Raw genomic sequence first — 15795 nt, forward strand, 5'->3', positions numbered from 1 at the left:
AATAGCCCTTGGAGCGTGGAGCCCAAGAACTACTTGTTCAGGTGGTAGTACGTGGAAGTACCGGTGGCTGCGGGAGAGTGGAGCATGGTTCCCTGCGACGGGTTGAGCGCGCTGATCATCATGCCGTTGCCGACGTAGATGCCGACGTGTGCGCCGCCGTTCTGGACCACGAGGTCGCCCGGCTGGGGGGTGGAGGTGGGGGTCATGATGCTCCACGCGTTCGTGCGGGGAATGCTGATTCCAGCCTGCGCGTAGACCCACTGAACGAAGCCGGAGCAGTCCCAGCCGTTGGGGGTGGTGCCGCCCCAGACGTAGGGGTGGCCGATGCCGGTGTAGGCGATCGCGGCGATACCCGAGGTGGCTGCGGACGAAACGGCTTCCACTGCCTGTCCGGCCTTGGACGCCTCCTGGCCGGCAGTGGTGGCGGTGCGGTCCGCGGACGCGGTGGACTGGGTGCGCACGGTTTCCACCTTCGGGGCGGCGGTGGTCTTGACCGCCGGACGCTCGAAGGAAACGGTGGCCGTGGGGGCCGCGGTGACAGCAAGGGCGGTCTGCGCGGAACCGGACTCCGTGGAGGCCGAGATGCCGGCAGTGGTGTCCGCGGCGTTGGCCGGCAGGCCCATGCTCAGGATGAGGCCTGAAGCCGCTGCCACAACGGCAGCCTGGCGGCCCACGGTCCCGGCATTGGCGCTTACGGCCTTGGACATGGCGTCCAAGGGGTTGGCGCGAACCGTTTGCGCACGGTGGCGCGCAGAATTATGGCGTGAAGACACGAAGGTAGCCTCTCCCAATGCCTGCGAGGTGAGCTGTCGGATTCGGATGGGAGTCACCCGGCCACTTCGCTTCCTGGGAAGCTCATGACTTAACCCCAAGGCCTTCCAGAACGCAGAAGGCCAAAATTGGTTCCCCCGCCCCTGCCAGACGATGAAATGCGAACGGACCTTGAGCGGTGGCAGAGTTAGGCAATCCACTCAAGAGCGTCAACTTCGGAAAAGTTGACGCGAGTTAGACGGTACAGCAGTTTTGCTTCAATGTCACATTCAGGTCACGGCGGGTCACGGCGATCTGGGAGTGCGCAATCAAACGGTTACAGCCAGCCCATCGGATCGACCACTTCGCCGTTGACCTGAACTTCGAAGTGCAGGTGGCAGCCGGTGGACGCCCCGGTGGTCCCGCTCAACGCCACGACTTCGCCGCGGGAGACCGTTTGGCCCACCTTGACGTTGAAGGACGAGAGGTGGTTGTACGTGGTCTCCAGGCCGTTGCCATGGTCGATCACCACCCGGTTTCCACCGCCGAACTGGTGCCAGCCGGCGAAGGTCACGGTTCCTGTTGCGGCTGCCAGGACGGACGTCCCGCACTGTGCCACGAAGTCCTGTCCGCGGTGGAAATCTCCGGTGCCGCCGGTGATTGGGCTGACCCGGTAGCCGAAGGGCGACGCGGTCACGAGGGATGCCAGCGGCGCGGCCAGGGTCCCGGCGGAAGCCGCACGCGTTACCGATCCGGCCGACTGGGCGCTCAGCAGTTGCTTCAGCTTCCCGTCGGGGTCCGCCTGCGTTACGACGGCTGAGCGGCTGAAGTCGATCTGGGCGCCTACATCCGCGGAAATCTGGGGCTGGGGGCTGACTGCGGAGGCGGCCTGGGGTGCGATTCCGGCCGCATCCGTCGCCATAACGGGGCTGGTGGCGGGCATGGTCACCGTGAGCACCAGGCCGGTGGCGGCGAGGGCGATGCCAGCCTTTTGGCCGATGCCGCTGGCCGCGGCAAAGTCGGTGATTTGCCGGAACGGACCCCGGCGGCGGCGTGCATCCCGTTGCGGGTCGCGGGGGCGCTCCGCGGCGGCTACTTCGACAACCCGGGGTGCCTCAGGGGGGCCCGCCGCGCGACGGCGGCCCCGGGAGGTCTGCATGGTCAAGAAGGGTTCCTCTCTGGAATAGCCTGCGGAGTTAGCTGTCGGATTCGGGTCAGAGAGATCAAAGACCCGGTCCGTCATGGGCAAACTTCTACACAGGGATATTCCCGGAAGAATCCTTCACTGGAGAGGCTTGCTGCTGACGGACTTCACCCCAAGGCAGTCCCCCGCTGCCGGTTGTGGTTCCCCCGCCTCTGCCAGTAACGACTCGTACACCTGGCCCGCTGGCAGAGCTCGGCTCCGGATCAGGTAACGCTTAAGTATCAACGCTGGGTTCCACTATAGGGGCTTAAGACCCTAGGTAACAATTCCGTTATCTTTGCTTGGAATCCCCCGGGTGGGGTATGGAAACGCGGCGTCAGGCCTGGTTCACGGCGACGAAAACGTGTGCCGCCACCTCGGGAGGCAGCTCCAGCGCGCCCTCGATTCCCGCCACCCGTACCGAAATGTAGTCACCGACGCGTTCCAGGGAGACAGACGCGCCGGGCCGGATACCGCCCTCGTCGAGCTGGGTCAGCAGTTCCGGCTCCACCTGGATCGGTTCCGCCAGCCGGCTGATGGTCACTGCCGATTCAGGCCCGTAGGCCTTCATTGCCTCCACCAGGCTGATGGCGCCGTCGCCGAACCCGGGTCCGGGCTCTCCGCCCAGGGCGGCAAGGCCGGGGATGGGGTTTCCGTAGGGCGACTCCGTGGGGTGGTCCAGCATCTCGTAGATGCGCCGCTCCACCCGTTCGCTCATAACGTGTTCCCAGCGGCAGGCTTCGTCATGGACATAGGCCCAGTCCAATCCGATCACGTCGGCCAGCAGGCGCTCGGCCAGCCGGTGCTTCCGCATGACCTCAGTGGCACGCTTGCGGCCGGTGTCGGTCAGTTCCAGGTGCCTGTCACCGGAGACGACGACCAGGCCATCGCGCTCCATCCGGCCGATGGTCTGGGAAACGGTAGGCCCCGAGTGGCGCAGGCGTTCGGCGATACGGGCCCGGAGGGCAACGATGTTCTCTTCCTCAAGCTCCAGGATGGTCCTGAGGTACATCTCCGTAGTGTCGATCAGATCCGTCATCCAGCTCAGCTCCTCGAGCGCAGTACCTTGCGTTGTCCCACCGTATCGCCTCTTCCCGCGACGTAGTCCGGGGAAGAGTTTAGCCTATTTTGATTTAGTCCGAATAGGGCCTGCCGCCTGCGGCGTCTCATTGGCTGGACATTGGCGCCGCCCGCTCCCGCCACCCTGCGCGCTTCAGGCAGAATTGGGGAAGGTTTGCACTGCAGCCATGGCCGGCTCCCGGCCACCAACCACCCGGACCACAGCTTTCGTCCCCGCCGAATGGAGCACCTGTGAGCGACACCAGCATCACGATTCCCGCCAACCTCCTGCCCCAGGACGGGCGGTTCGGGGCCGGCCCCTCAAAGGTCCGGCCGGAACAGATCGATGCCCTGTCCGCTGCGTCGAAGACTATCCTCGGCACATCCCACCGGCAGGCTCCGGTCAAGAACCTGGTGGGCTCCGTACGCGAAGGACTCAGCCAGTTCTTCCGTGCTCCCGAGGGCTACGAGGTGGTCCTCGGCGTGGGCGGCTCCACCGCGTTCTGGGACATCGCGAGCTTCGGCCTCGTGTCCAAGAAGGCGCAGCACCTGTCCTTCGGGGAGTTTGGCTCCAAGTTTGCCTCCGCCACCAACAAGGCGCCGTTCCTGGAAGCGTCCTCGATCATTAAGTCTGAGCCGGGCACCCGTCCTGCAGCGCAGGCGGAGGCGGGCGTGGACGTCTACGCGTGGCCACAGAATGAGACCTCCACGGGCGTCGCCGCCCCGGTCAAGCGGGTGCCGGGCGCCGACAAGGACGCCCTGGTCCTGGTGGACGCAACCTCCGCTGCCGGCGGCCTGGACGTCGACATTGCCGAAAGCGACGTTTACTACTTCGCCCCGCAAAAGAATTTCGCTTCCGACGGTGGCCTTTGGCTCGGCCTCTTCTCCCCCGCCGCCCTGGAGCGCGCTGCCGCCATCAAGGCAAGCGGCCGCTGGATCCCGGACTTCCTGGACCTCCAGACCGCCATCGACAATTCACGGCTGAACCAGACGTACAACACCCCGTCGCTGTCCACCCTGGTAACCCTTGACGCCCAGGTCCAGTGGCTGAACGCCAACGGCGGCCTGGACTTCGCCTCTGCCCGCACCGCCGATTCCGCCGGCCGCATCTACAGTTGGGCTGACGCCTCGGAGTTCGCCACCCCGTTTGTGGCCAACCCGGAGGAGCGCTCCAACGTCATCGCCACCATCGACTTTGACGAGTCGGTGGACGCGGCAACGGTGGCGAAGGTCCTGCGCGCCAACGGCATCGTGGACACCGAGCCCTACCGGAAGCTGGGCCGCAACCAGCTGCGCATCGCCACCTTCGTCGCCATCGAGCCCGACGACGTCTCGGCACTGCTGTCCAGCATCGACTATGTGGTGGGCGAGCTCCGCAAGTAGTCCAGGCACACGCGAAAGGCGCCGCCCGGGATAACCCCCGGACGGCGCCTTTCGCGTGTGGCGGAAAATTCTTGCCTAGTCTTTTGGCTCCGCGGCGCCGGCGGCAGGCTCCGCGTCGTCGTCGGCATCCTCTTCATCCCCGGGCGCCTGCTCCGTTGCGGACGGCTCTTCCTGGCGGGCTTGTTCGGGTTCCTGCTGCTGCTCGTCCTCGGGGCGCACGCGTTCGGCCCACGGCACCCACTCCGGGGCGAGGATCGATTCTTCGGACGGCAACAGGCCCAGCTCATCGACGGTAACCACCTTGGATCGGGAGTTGCGGGTCAGCACCGCGTACCACTGCCAGCCGCCGTAGCCGGCCAGCCGGGACTCGAACAAGTGCGTGACCAGCCGGTCGCCCTCGCTTTTGGCACCAAGGTGCGGCCCGATGGTGGCAGCGGGCGTGATGCCCTCAACCGCGGCCCGTGCAACATCGACGGCTGCTGCCAGGAACGCGTCAGGCTTGCCCGTCCGCCATACCGGAACCCCGGCCTTGCGCTTTGGCGCAGCCTTGGCAGCCTGCTCCTGTGGAGCCACGCCCGGTTGTTCAGCTTGGGGGTTCATCGGCGCCTAGACGTCCAGCTCGTCGGCAACCTTGCGCAGGGCGGCCGCGATTGCCTTGCCCTTGTTGCCGTCCGGGTACTTGCCCTTGGACAGCGTCCCGGACAGGTTGTCCAGGACGGTCACCAGGTCCTGGACCAGCGGCGCGAGGTCCTTGGCGCTGGGACGCTTTGCTTTGGCAATGGACGGGGTCTTGTCCAGCACCCGCAGGCCCAGTGCCTGGGCGCCCTTGCGGCCGTCCGCGACGCCAAACTCCACGCGGGTGCCGGCTTTGAGCTCCGTTACACCCTCGGGCAACGACGACTTGGGCAGGAAGACCTCCTGGCCGTCCTCGCCCGCGAGGAATCCAAAGCCCTTGTCCTTGTCATACCACTTGACCTTGCCGGTAGGCACGTAATCAACCTTCTTCGTTCTGCTGTCATGAGACACGGCCAGGTGCCACCGCGTCCGCATTGTTGTGCGGGTTCAAGGTATGGCCCCTGCAAACCGTGTTGGTCTGTATGCTTCAAGGTTATCCTGCCGCATGCCCTAATCATGCTTCCGGCCGTACTGTTCCGCCCCGGGCGCAAGCCCGGGGCTTTAGCGGCACGCCGGACGCCGCTGTAGCGTTACCTCCATGACACCCTTGCGTTTCCGCCGGCCCCTGATGGTGCTTGCAGCTGTTATTGCCCTGCTTTCCCTGGTAGCGGTGGGAACGGTCATGGCGCTTGCCTTCGCGGGGTCCGTCGCTCCCACCTGGGTCACGTACTCAGCGCTGTACGGCCTCCCGGTGGCCTTCATCCTGATGCTCCTGCTGGTCCTCGATGGCGTGGCCGCCCGGCGGCGGGCGGGAAGGCGGGAGCCGCGGTAACGTTGGACTGATGTCCCTCATTCGTGCGCTCGGCAAGGACCTGGAGGCACGCAGCGACGATTCGTTGCGGGCACTGTTCGCCGCGCGGCCGGACCTGATCTCCCCTTCGGTGCCGGATTTCGCGGCACTCGCAGCGCGGGCGAGCTCCCGGGTCAGCGTCCAACGGGCCCTTGAACGGCTCAACCGGCCCCAGATGCAGGTGCTCGAAACCCTGCATCTGTGCACCAACACCGACACCGGCCACAGCGCGTCCGCGGAAAACCTGCAAAAACTGGTCCGGGGTTCGTCCCTGGCCACCATTCAACAGATCCTTGGCACCTTGCAGGAACTTGCCTTGGTGCACCCGGCCGCACCACCGCACGGCTCCCCGCCCGCAGCGTCCGGACATGTCTTCTACCTCCCGGCCGGCGCCCTCAAGGACGTGGTGGGAATCTACCCGGCCGGACTGGGCCGCAGCTACACGGAACTGGTGCGCCTGCAGCCGGCGTTCGCCCAACGGGCAGTACCGCTGGTTGCCGAACTGCACCGCAGCGGCTTCGCCGTCCACGAGGCCACGACCCCCATGGACGCGGCACTGGCCCTCCAGCACTGGACATCATCTCCGGAGGGGCTGCGGGACATCCTCGCCGGAGCCCCGGAACGGACGACGGCGCTGCTCGCCAGGTTCCGGAACTGGGCCATGGGTGCCGTCCCCCAGGCGCAACGGAAAGCCTCGGTCCTGACGGAACCGGCCGACGTCGGCCCGGTGGACTGGCTCCTTGCCCGCGGCCTGCTGGTCCCGCTCGACGCCGCGCACGTCGAATTGCCGCACAGCGTGGGGCTGGCGCTCCGCGGCGGTGCCATCATCGACGACTTCACCCTTGCGCCGCCCGTCCCCGAGCTCGGCCGGACCACCGCAGCGCTGCGAAGGAACGCGGCCCTGAGCGCGATTTCGGAGACCCTGAGGCTCGTCTCCGAACTGCTGCATGCCGTCCGGGACCAGCCGCTGGCCACCTTGCGCAGCGGCGGGGTGGGGGTACGCGAAATGCGCCGGCTCTCCGAACAGCTGCGGATCGACCAGGGCGCGGTGGGGCGGCTTCTTGAACTGTGTGGCCTGGCAGGCCTGATCCGCCTCGACGTCGACTCGTCGTGCTGGGTGCAGCCGCCCCAGCTCGAGTGGCTCCTCCTGCCGAGGCAGGAACAATGGCTGTGGTTGGTCAACGCCTGGCTGGCCAGCGAGCGCGTCCCCTCGATGGTGGGCCAACCGGTCAGTACATCGCCCGGCACACCTGCTGCCCGGCCCGCGTCCGGCACCACCATCGCCGCGCTGTCCGCCGGAGCGCAGCGGCCCGATGCCCCGGTGGTCCGTAAACGCATCCTGGAAATCCTGCATGAACTCACGTGCGAGGCATCCGCCCCGGACGGCGCCGCCCCGGTACTCGATGCCGCCGCGGTCCTCCAGCGGGCGGAATGGTCACAGCCGCGGATGGCAAGGCGGTTCAGTTCCCTGATCCGCGGCGTCCTGGCAGAGGCCGAACTGCTGGGCCTCGTGGGATCCGGCGCGCTGAGCCAGCTCGGAAGCGCTTTCGCCGAAGACAATCCCGACGCCGCCCTTGCCATCCTTGGCGAGCACCTCCCGGCAGCGCTGAACCACGTGCTGCTGCAGGCGGACCTTACCGCCGTCGCGCCGGGCTACCTGGCCCCCGCGCTCACGGAAAAACTGCTGGTCATGGCCGATGCCGAAGGGCAGGGCCCGGCTACCATCTACCGGTTCTCCGCCGAGTCCATCAAACGGGCGCTCGACGACGGCTACGACGCCCCCGCCCTGCTGAGCTTCCTGCGTGAGCACTCGGCCACCGCAGTGCCGCAACCGTTGGAGTACCTGGTGGAGGACACCGCCTCCCGGCACGGCAGGCTGCGCGTGGGCCAGGCAGCGAGCTTCATCCAGAGCGACGATGAGGCGATGCTCGCCGGACTGCTGGCCGGCCCGAAAGCGGCGCAGCTTGGACTGGTCCGGCTTGCCCCCACCGTCGTGTCGTCCTCCGCCCCGCAACGCGACGTTGCCGCCGCGCTCCGCAGCCTGGGCCTGTCCCCCTCGGTGGACGGCACCGAGCCAGCCGGCCACCTCCGCCGCGCTCCCTCCGCGCAGGAAAGCCTCCGCCCTGTCTATACCGCTCCGCGGCTGGCGCCTGCGGCGGAGGACGTAGATGCCCAGCTGCACCTGCTGCGGCAGTCGCGTGACGCCGTCGGACACTCCCAGGGACCTGCCGCGGGCAGCGAAGCCGCCACGCAGCTGGGGCTGGAGGCGCTGCAGCGGGCCATCCGGCTGAAGCAGCGGATCCACATGAACGTGGTGGACAGCCTGGGGAATGCCAGCATGGAAGTAGTTGTTCCGCTGTCTGTCAGCGGAGGACGGGTCCGTGTGTTCGATCCCGCCAAGGAAACGGAACGGGTCCTGTCCGTCCACCGCATCATCGATATCGAAGCCGCCGAGGAACTGCGGCAGTAAAGGACTTCCCCGCGTGACCGACGGACCCTTGATCGTCCAAAGCGACAAAACCATCCTCCTCGAAGTGGACCACGAGCTGGCCACCGAAGCGCGGCACGCCATCGCGCCCTTCGCCGAACTGGAACGGGCTCCGGAACACATGCACAGCTACCGGCTGACCCCGTTGGGACTGTGGAACGCACGCGCCGCCGGGCTGGATGCGGAAAAGGTACTGGATGCCCTGCTGAAATACTCGCGTTTTCCGGTTCCCCATTCGCTGCTGGTCGACGTCGCGGAAACCATGTCCCGGTACGGCCGGCTGCGCCTGGAGAAAGACCCGCGCCACGGTCTGGTAATGCGGACCGATGACTACCCCGTGCTCGAGGAAGTCATCAGGGCCAAGAAGATCGCGCCGCTGCTGGGGCCTCGGATCGACGGCGAAACCGTGGTGGTGCACGCATCCCAGCGCGGCCAGCTCAAGCAGCTGCTGCTGAAGATCGGCTGGCCGGCCGAGGACCTGGCCGGCTACGTAGACGGAACTCCGCACCTGATTTCGCTCCACGAGGACGGCTGGAAGCTGCGCCCCTACCAACGACTGGCCAGCGAAAACTTTTGGGCGGGCGGCAGCGGGGTGGTGGTATTGCCCTGCGGTGCCGGGAAGACGCTCGTGGGGGCCGCGGCCATGGCCACAGGTTCCACCACCACGCTCATCCTGGTCACCAACACCGTTGCCGCGCGGCAATGGAAGGACGAACTGATCAGGCGCACGTCGCTCACGGAAGAGGAAGTGGGCGAATACTCGGGCGCCATGAAAGAGGTCCGTCCGGTCACCATTGCCACCTACCAGGTGCTCACCACCAAGCGCGGAGGCATCTATCCGCACCTGGAACTGGTGGACGGCCACGACTGGGGGCTGATCATCTACGACGAGGTCCACCTCCTGCCGGCACCGATCTTCAGGATGACGGCCGACCTCCAGGCCCGCCGCCGCCTTGGGCTGACGGCCACCCTGGTCCGGGAGGACGGGCGCGAAGGCGAGGTCTTCAGCCTGATCGGACCCAAGCGCTACGACGCGCCCTGGAAGGACATCGAGGCGCAGGGCTACATCGCGCCGGCGGACTGCGTCGAGGTTCGCGTCGACCTGCCGCAGGACGAGCGTGTTGCCTACGCCATGGCCGATGACGCCGACAAGTACCGGCTGTGCGCCACCTCCGAATCCAAGACGCAGGTGGTGGAGCAATTGGTGGCACGCCACAGCGGCGAGCAGCTGCTCGTGATCGGGCAGTACATCGACCAGCTGGACGAACTCGGCGAGCGCCTGCAGGCACCGGTGATCAAGGGCGATACCTCGGTGAAGGTGCGCCAGAAGCTCTTTGACGCCTTCCGCGCCGGTGAGCTGCAGACCCTGGTGGTGTCCAAGGTGGCCAACTTCTCGATCGACCTGCCCGAAGCCTCGGTGGCCATCCAGGTATCGGGCTCCTTTGGGTCCCGGCAAGAGGAGGCTCAGCGGCTCGGGCGCCTGCTGCGGCCCAAAAAGGACGGCCGGGCTGCCAGGTTCTACTCGCTGGTGGCCCGCGACACCCTGGACCAGGAGTTCGCCGCGAAGCGCCAGCGGTTCCTGGCCGAACAGGGGTACGCCTACCGGATCATGGACGCCAAGGACGTGGAGGCTGCCGGATAGGGTCCGGCAGCTTCCACACCGTCAGCTCACGCCGTAGGAGCTGTCGCGTTCCATGGTTCCAGTGCGCGGATCGAACTGCGGACGCTCGTAGGCCAGTTCGCCGCCGCTGCGGCCGCCGTAAGGGCGGCCGTGGTCTGCGAATTCTTCCCGGAAGAACGCAAGGCACCATTGGCCCATCTGCATCCGGGCGCCGGTCCTGAGCAGGGAAGGACCGGAGGTGGCAACGCTTCCGCTGACGGGGCCATGCGGCACCAGGACATACTCATCCTGCTCGTCGTGCCTGATCTCTGCGTGCAGCCCCTCCAAGCCCTCAAGCCTGATATCGGACTCCGGGCTGCTGCCGATCGTGGTGACCTCGCCCGCCAACGCCACTTCACGCGGGATCTGGCCGGTCCAGGTGGTTGCGTCCTGGACAAAGATGAGCCGTGGCCGGCCGCTCCCCCGCGTGTAGTGGGTGGTGGTGATGCGGCGGGGAATACGCCGCCGCACCGTGGGGAGCAGTGGCAACGGCGTCGCCGGCGGAAGAAGGGGAATGCCGTTTGGCCGGCGCCGTCCCTGCCGGAGGAGCGGCAGGAGGGTTCCGAGTTTCCCGAGCTTGATATGCGGGGACCTGGTGACGAGCCGCTGCGATGCAGGACTCTCCACGGCTCCCAGGCTGATGAGGTTGCCCTGCGGACCGGAGATGTGGACACTGATGCCTTTCCTGGCCAGTACCTCGGCCAGGGGCTTCACTTCGTCCAGGGACGGGAGCCCGCCTCCCGACAACGGGGCCAGGTCCGCGAGTGATACCGTCAGCTCCGTGCCGGCGGCCTTGGCGCTTCCCCGGGTGACCGCCCCGGACTCGTCCGAGAAGGAGAAGTCAAGGTCCACATCCAACCGGTACTCAGCCATGTCTGTCAGCCGCGGTTCAGATCGGATCCGGCGGCATCCTTGTCGCTGGTGGTGACCCGCAGGCTGCCGTTGAGCTTCCAGGTGGCCCGCGGCGCGTCAGGACCAATGTCGCGGGGCACCTCGATGGTCATGTCCACGAACTGGTAGTTGATGGCAGCACCCTTGCCGGTGAGATACGACCACATTTCCTCCGCCAGGTCAGCCCAGTCGCGGATGCTGCGGTCCGTGGATGTGGTGTTTTCAGATGCGCTCAGATCAGTCATGATGGTCAATCCCCTTCACATGGGTCAGGAGCGATGGAACCCTGGAATCAACACTGTATTCCCGAGCCCCTGACGGCGGAAGAGATCGGGCGCTGAACGTTCTCACCCTGATTTCGGTTCCCGCCGGAGTGTGCCGCACGCCACGGATCCGGGGGACACTGGATGTATGAGCATACGCATCATTCCCGCCGTCCCCGGGCCAGGCCAGGAATCGGTCTGGGACTACCCCCGCCCGCCCCGGATCGAACGCAATACCGAACACATCAGGATCTTCCTGGGCGGTGAACTGATCGCCGACACCACCGAGTCGCTGCGCGTCCTCGAGACCAGCCATCCGCCGGTCTACTACCTGCCGCGGTCGGCGTTCGTGCCTGGCTCGCTGGAACCGGCGGCAGGCAGCAGTTTTTGTGAGTTCAAGGGGTCCGCCGAGTACCTGACCGTGCGCGGCGGCGGGGAGGAAGCCGAGGGGGCCGCCTGGTCCTATCCGGAACCGTCGTCCGGATTCGAGGCCCTGGCAGGCCGGGTGGCCGTCTACGCGGGCAGGATGGATTACTGCGAGGTGGACGGTGAACGCGTGCTTCCGCAGCCAGGCCGCTTTTACGGCGGCTGGATCACCCAGCGGATCGTAGGCCCCTTCAAAGGGGAGCCGGGAACGATGGGCTGGTGAACACAAGCGCACCACCATCATGCTCACAACGAATATCCAGACAACTCCCAGAGACTGGGAGCATGATGGGAGCATGAACAAGAACGGTCCCGAAGCCAGGCTGCTCGTCGTCGATGACGAACCCAACATCCGTGAGCTTCTCTCCACGTCCCTCCGGTTCGCAGGCTTTGAAGTTGTCTCCGCAGCCAACGGGCGCGACGCGCTCGCCGCCGCGGACACCCAGGCGCCTGACCTGGCCGTATTGGACGTCATGCTCCCGGATATGGACGGGTTCACCGTTACGCGCCGCCTGCGCGCCGCCGGAAAGCACTTCCCTGTCCTTTTCCTGACAGCGAAGGACGACACGGAAGACAAGGTGACCGGCCTGACCGTTGGCGGCGACGACTACGTCACCAAGCCGTTCAGCCTCGATGAGGTGGTGGCCAGGATCCGCGCGGTGCTGCGCCGGACCCAGCCCCTGCTGGATGACGACGCGATCATCCGGGTTGACGACCTTGAGCTCGACGACGACGCCCACGAGGTCCGCCGCGGCGGCACGGTCATTGAACTTTCCCCCACCGAGTTCAAGCTGCTGCGCTACCTCATGCTCAACCCCAACCGGGTCCTGTCCAAGTCCCAGATTCTGGACCACGTGTGGGAGTACAACTTCAACGGCGATGCCTCCATCGTGGAGTCCTACATTTCCTACCTCCGGCGGAAGGTGGACATCGATCCCGAAGCCCCGGCCCTGATCCAGACCAAGCGCGGCGTGGGCTATGTGCTGCGGACGGCTGAAAAGCGCTGACCTTGTTGAAGCGGTGGAAGTCGGCCTCGCTCAGGTCGCAGCTGGTGGCCATGATCATGGCCCTGCTCATCGTGGCCCTGACGGTCACCGGCGCCGTCACCCTCACGTTGCTGCACAGCTACCTCCAGGGCCAGGTGGACGACAAACTTAACGCCGCCGTCGACTCTGCCCGGCAACAGCGCTCGTTCACGCAGTTGCAGGCGCCCAGCCCCATTCCCACCGACTATTCGCTGATGCTCTTCGCCCCCGGCGAGCAGCCGTACACGTTCGGCGGCGACCCCGACGACCATCCGGACATCTCGTCCATCACTGTCGAGCAGGCCCAGGCCCGGCAACTTGCCCCGTTCCAGGTCCGCGGGACGGACGGGCAAAGCTGGCGCGTGGTGGCGGTGACCGTCCAAAACGGCCAAACAACTGCCGTGGTGGTCATCGGGCTGCCCCTGGCGAGCGTGGACGACGTCCTCAAGCACGCCACCCTGGTGGTGACCGGGGTGGGCCTGCTAACGCTGCTGCTGGCCTCCCTCATCGCGAGCTGGACAGTATCGCGCGCGTTCCGGCCGCTGGCACGGGTGGAGAAGACCGCCGCAGCCATCGCCGCCGGTGACCTCTCCCGCCGCGTTGAGGTGGAGAATCCTGCCACCGAGCTGGGCCGGCTGAGCAGCTCACTGAACGCCATGCTGGCCCACATTGAGACCGCATTTGCGGCCCGGACCGCGTCCGAGGCCAGGATGCGCCGCTTCGCCGCGGACGCCTCCCATGAACTCCGCACACCGCTGGTGACCATCCGCGGTTTCTCCGAGCTTTACCGCCATGGCGCCCTGTCCACGGACGAGGACGTGGCCACCGCGATGGGCCGGATCGAAAGCGAAGCCAAGCGCATGGGTTCCATGGTCGAGGACCTGCTCCTGCTGGCCCGCCTGGACGAGCAGCGGCCGTTGCAGCAAAAGCCCGTGGACCTGCAGCTGATCGCCCACGACGCCGTGGTGGACACCCAGGCCAGCGACCGCTCCAGGACCATCTCGCTGGCCGGCCTCAACGGCGGCCCGGCCACGCCTGCCCCGGTGCTTGGGGACGAGGCCAAGCTGCGCCAAGTGGTGGGCAACCTCGTGGGCAACGCGCTGCGCTACACCCCGGACGGCAGCCCCATCGAACTGGCCGTGGGAGTCCGCAGCACTAACGGTGAGGCCCGTTCCATCATCGAGGTACGGGACCACGGGCCCGGCATTTCGGAAGAGGACGCGGCCAAGGTTTTTGAACGGTTCTACCGTGCCGATACGTCCCGCACCCGGGAGACGGGCGGCAGCGGCCTGGGCCTGGCCATCGTGGCCGCCATCGTGGGTTCGCACGGCGGTTCAGTGCGGGTGGAGAAGACCGACGGCGGCGGGGCCACGCTGGTGGTCAGCCTGCCGCACCGTGACGAAGCACCCGCGGATGACGCAGCGGGTGCGGAGGAAGCGGCGGAGGGCGGCGCCGCCCAGCGTGGCGCGGGCAGCGGCAGCTCGGTTATCCACATATAGAGCTCAGGCCATGACTCCGCCCCGCGCGGCTTCCTAGGCTCGTCTCATCAGCCCGGAACCGCCGGGCCGGAGGCGCCTCCCGCCGTACCGAAAGGCATAGCCATGAGCATCATTTCCGTCGACACCGAGCTACTGCAGCTGAAGTCCGCGAACGTACAGTCAACCGTGGACAGGATCAGCGCTGACGTCCAGGCCATGAAGCGTGGCCTGGACGAGCTGCAAGGCTCGTGGCGCGGTGCGGCGGCCAGCAACTTCCAGGCGCTGGTCACCGAGTGGACCATCACCCAGGGCCGGGTGGAAGCGTCGCTGGCCTCCATCAACGCGGCCCTGGCCTCCGCCGCGGCCACGTATGCCCAGGCCGAGCAGGGCAACGCGCAGCGGTTCAGCTGACAGGTCAGGCTTCCGGGGTTCCTTGATGGAACCGCAGCCGCCACCGTTCGCCGTCGAGGACCCACAACGAGCTTCGCAGTGTGGTGCCGGCGCGGGCAAAGCTCCGATACGTCAGCAGGACAGCACCGGGGCCAATGCGCTCAGCGCCCAGAACCTCGATGTCGGTCCTTTCTCCGGGGTCCTCTTCGAGGGCCATCATCATGGCGTCCCGGGTCCACACCCTTCCCGAGCTGCCGATTTCCATGAAGTCCGGGTGGAGGAGGACTGCTGTCCGGCCAATGTCGCCGCGCACCAGCGGGCCCAGCAGTTCACGTTCGAGTTGCTCCACCAGGGCCTCGGGCGCGACCGCACCGGCCTGCTGCGCTGCCTCCGCATCCTCCTGGGCTTCCGTGTCCAATTCGCTGAACAGGTCAAGCTCGTCATAAGCCGATACCGGCTGGGGCATGGCCCGCTGTTTGCCGTTTCCCGCTGCAGGACCTTTTTGGCCGGCCGCTGCCGGGCGGCTGTCCGCACGGGTTGGGCCTGCCTCCGGGCGGCCGGCGGCGGCCGGGCGGGCGGGCGCAGGGGCGGGGATGTCGAGGGTGGCCGGCTGGAGGCCACTGCCGGCCTGAGGCTGCGCCTCAAAGCTGTGCCCGGAGGCGCCCGGATGGTGCGCCCCCGGAAATCCCGGACCAGACCGGGCGGCCACGCCCTGCTGGTAGGCGGTTGCCGCGGCCCGGGCGCGTTCATCGGCGGCCTCGTTCAGGCTGTGGCCGGCATGGCCCTTGACCCATTCGAAGGTATACGTCCGGCCTGCCAGTTCGCGGTCCAGTTCCTTCAGCAGTTCAACGTTCAGGACCGGCTTCCCGTCAGCTTTGCGCCATCCCTTGCGCTTCCACCCGGGCATCCATTTGGTAATGGAGTTGATGACGTACTGGCTGTCACAGAGGATGCGAAGGTCCTCCCCCGGAAGATGCGCGGTGGCCCGCAGGAGATCCAGGACAGCCATCAGCTCCCCTTGGTTATTGGTGCCGTGGGGCCAGCCGCCGGCCCGCCAACAGTTGTCATCCACGTACCAGGCCCAGCCGGCCGGCCCCGGGTTTCCCAAGGCCGAACCGTCAGCCGCTGCAGTAATCGTCACCGGTCCATCCTGCCAGAAGCCAACGACAATGGGCCGCCGCCTCAGCGGCTCAAAGGCCGCCCGGCGGTACGCCGTACGAAGTGCTGGTCCCGCAAGCGCCGGGGCAGCCGGCCCGAAAGCCATCCCAGAAAACGTTTACCGAAACTCTTGACGCAACCCTTCCGCTCACGAAACAATCGCAGAATCACACTGA

Annotated in this window: 16 protein-coding genes and 2 riboswitches; of the genes, 8 read left to right on the forward strand and 8 right to left on the reverse strand. The window is 66.8% G+C overall.

Annotated features, from left to right (window positions below; genetic code table 11):
• Positions 1 to 29: 29 nt before the first annotated feature.
• From DFO47_RS18055 to DFO47_RS18065, 3 genes are all read right to left on the reverse strand, one after another.
• A complete protein-coding gene (locus DFO47_RS18055; protein ID WP_109863860.1) occupies positions 30 to 707 on the reverse strand; it encodes a C40 family peptidase in 678 nt (225 codons plus the stop codon).
• A gap of 70 nt (positions 708 to 777) precedes the next feature.
• Positions 778 to 975, reverse strand: a riboswitch (cyclic di-AMP (ydaO/yuaA leader).
• 112 nt (positions 976 to 1087) lie between these two features.
• Positions 1088 to 1909 carry a M23 family metallopeptidase gene (locus DFO47_RS18060; protein WP_109863882.1) on the reverse strand — a complete coding sequence of 274 codons (822 nt, stop codon included), beginning with the start codon at positions 1907 to 1909 and terminating at the stop codon, positions 1088 to 1090.
• A 10-nt stretch (positions 1910 to 1919) separates the two neighbouring features.
• Positions 1920 to 2162, reverse strand: a riboswitch (cyclic di-AMP (ydaO/yuaA leader).
• Between the two features lie 108 nt (positions 2163 to 2270).
• A complete protein-coding gene (locus DFO47_RS18065) occupies positions 2271 to 2972 on the reverse strand; it encodes a metal-dependent transcriptional regulator (protein ID WP_133832523.1) in 702 nt (233 codons plus the stop codon).
• A 272-nt stretch (positions 2973 to 3244) separates the two neighbouring features.
• Between DFO47_RS18065 and serC the strand changes: the two genes are divergently transcribed.
• On the forward strand, positions 3245 to 4375 hold the full coding sequence (gene serC / locus DFO47_RS18070) for a phosphoserine transaminase (protein WP_109863861.1): 1131 nt from the start codon (positions 3245 to 3247) through the stop codon (positions 4373 to 4375).
• A gap of 75 nt (positions 4376 to 4450) precedes the next feature.
• On the opposite strand, the gene DFO47_RS18075 is transcribed toward serC, so the two are convergent.
• Both DFO47_RS18075 and DFO47_RS18080 read right to left on the reverse strand, forming a co-directional pair.
• Entirely contained in the window at positions 4451 to 4975 is a 525-nt protein-coding gene (locus tag DFO47_RS18075) for a DUF3027 domain-containing protein (RefSeq protein WP_133832524.1), read from the reverse strand.
• 6 nt (positions 4976 to 4981) lie between these two features.
• Positions 4982 to 5365: a cold shock domain-containing protein gene (locus DFO47_RS18080; protein ID WP_018762148.1), complete on the reverse strand. Its 384-nt coding sequence runs from the start codon at positions 5363 to 5365 to the stop codon at positions 4982 to 4984.
• Positions 5366 to 5588: 223 nt separating this feature from the next.
• Here DFO47_RS18080 and DFO47_RS18085 point away from each other — a divergent pair, with 223 nt between their 5' ends.
• The 3 genes from DFO47_RS18085 to DFO47_RS18095 are packed head-to-tail and all read left to right on the forward strand — an operon-like array spanning position 5589 to position 9970.
• A complete protein-coding gene (locus DFO47_RS18085) occupies positions 5589 to 5822 on the forward strand; it encodes a hypothetical protein (RefSeq protein WP_026264694.1) in 234 nt (77 codons plus the stop codon).
• A 10-nt stretch (positions 5823 to 5832) separates the two neighbouring features.
• Complete coding sequence (locus DFO47_RS18090) at positions 5833 to 8310, forward strand: helicase-associated domain-containing protein (protein WP_133832525.1); 2478 nt, start codon at positions 5833 to 5835, stop codon at positions 8308 to 8310.
• Between the two features lie 13 nt (positions 8311 to 8323).
• Positions 8324 to 9970, forward strand: a complete 1647-nt coding sequence (locus DFO47_RS18095) for a DNA repair helicase XPB (protein ID WP_018762145.1) — start codon at positions 8324 to 8326, stop codon at positions 9968 to 9970.
• A 21-nt stretch (positions 9971 to 9991) separates the two neighbouring features.
• On the opposite strand, the gene DFO47_RS18100 is transcribed toward DFO47_RS18095, so the two are convergent.
• Entirely contained in the window at positions 9992 to 10861 is an 870-nt protein-coding gene (locus DFO47_RS18100) for an FHA domain-containing protein (protein WP_109863863.1), read from the reverse strand.
• Positions 10862 to 10866: 5 nt separating this feature from the next.
• A complete protein-coding gene (locus DFO47_RS18105; RefSeq protein WP_026264693.1) occupies positions 10867 to 11124 on the reverse strand; it encodes a hypothetical protein in 258 nt (85 codons plus the stop codon).
• Positions 11125 to 11290: 166 nt separating this feature from the next.
• Here DFO47_RS18105 and DFO47_RS18110 point away from each other — a divergent pair, with 166 nt between their 5' ends.
• The 4 genes from DFO47_RS18110 to DFO47_RS18125 all read left to right on the forward strand — a co-directional run bounded on the left by DFO47_RS18110 (position 11291) and on the right by DFO47_RS18125 (position 14482).
• Positions 11291 to 11791: a DUF427 domain-containing protein gene (locus DFO47_RS18110; RefSeq protein ID WP_133832526.1), complete on the forward strand. Its 501-nt coding sequence runs from the start codon at positions 11291 to 11293 to the stop codon at positions 11789 to 11791.
• Positions 11792 to 11864: 73 nt separating this feature from the next.
• The gene (locus DFO47_RS18115) at positions 11865 to 12575 is read left to right on the forward strand and encodes a response regulator transcription factor (RefSeq protein ID WP_018762141.1); all 711 of its coding nucleotides are present in this window, start codon (positions 11865 to 11867) and stop codon (positions 12573 to 12575) included.
• 2 nt (positions 12576 to 12577) lie between these two features.
• The gene (locus DFO47_RS18120) at positions 12578 to 14092 is read left to right on the forward strand and encodes a HAMP domain-containing sensor histidine kinase (protein ID WP_026264691.1); all 1515 of its coding nucleotides are present in this window, start codon (positions 12578 to 12580) and stop codon (positions 14090 to 14092) included.
• A gap of 102 nt (positions 14093 to 14194) precedes the next feature.
• Positions 14195 to 14482 carry a WXG100 family type VII secretion target gene (locus tag DFO47_RS18125; protein ID WP_018762139.1) on the forward strand — a complete coding sequence of 96 codons (288 nt, stop codon included), beginning with the start codon at positions 14195 to 14197 and terminating at the stop codon, positions 14480 to 14482.
• A 4-nt stretch (positions 14483 to 14486) separates the two neighbouring features.
• On the opposite strand, the gene DFO47_RS18130 is transcribed toward DFO47_RS18125, so the two are convergent.
• On the reverse strand, positions 14487 to 15602 hold the full coding sequence (locus tag DFO47_RS18130; RefSeq protein WP_133832527.1) for a ribonuclease HI family protein: 1116 nt from the start codon (positions 15600 to 15602) through the stop codon (positions 14487 to 14489).
• Between the last annotated feature and the right edge of the window lie 193 nt (positions 15603 to 15795).

This window comes from Arthrobacter sp. AG258 (assembly GCF_004364695.1).
Classification (GTDB): Bacteria; Actinomycetota; Actinomycetes; order Actinomycetales; family Micrococcaceae; genus Arthrobacter.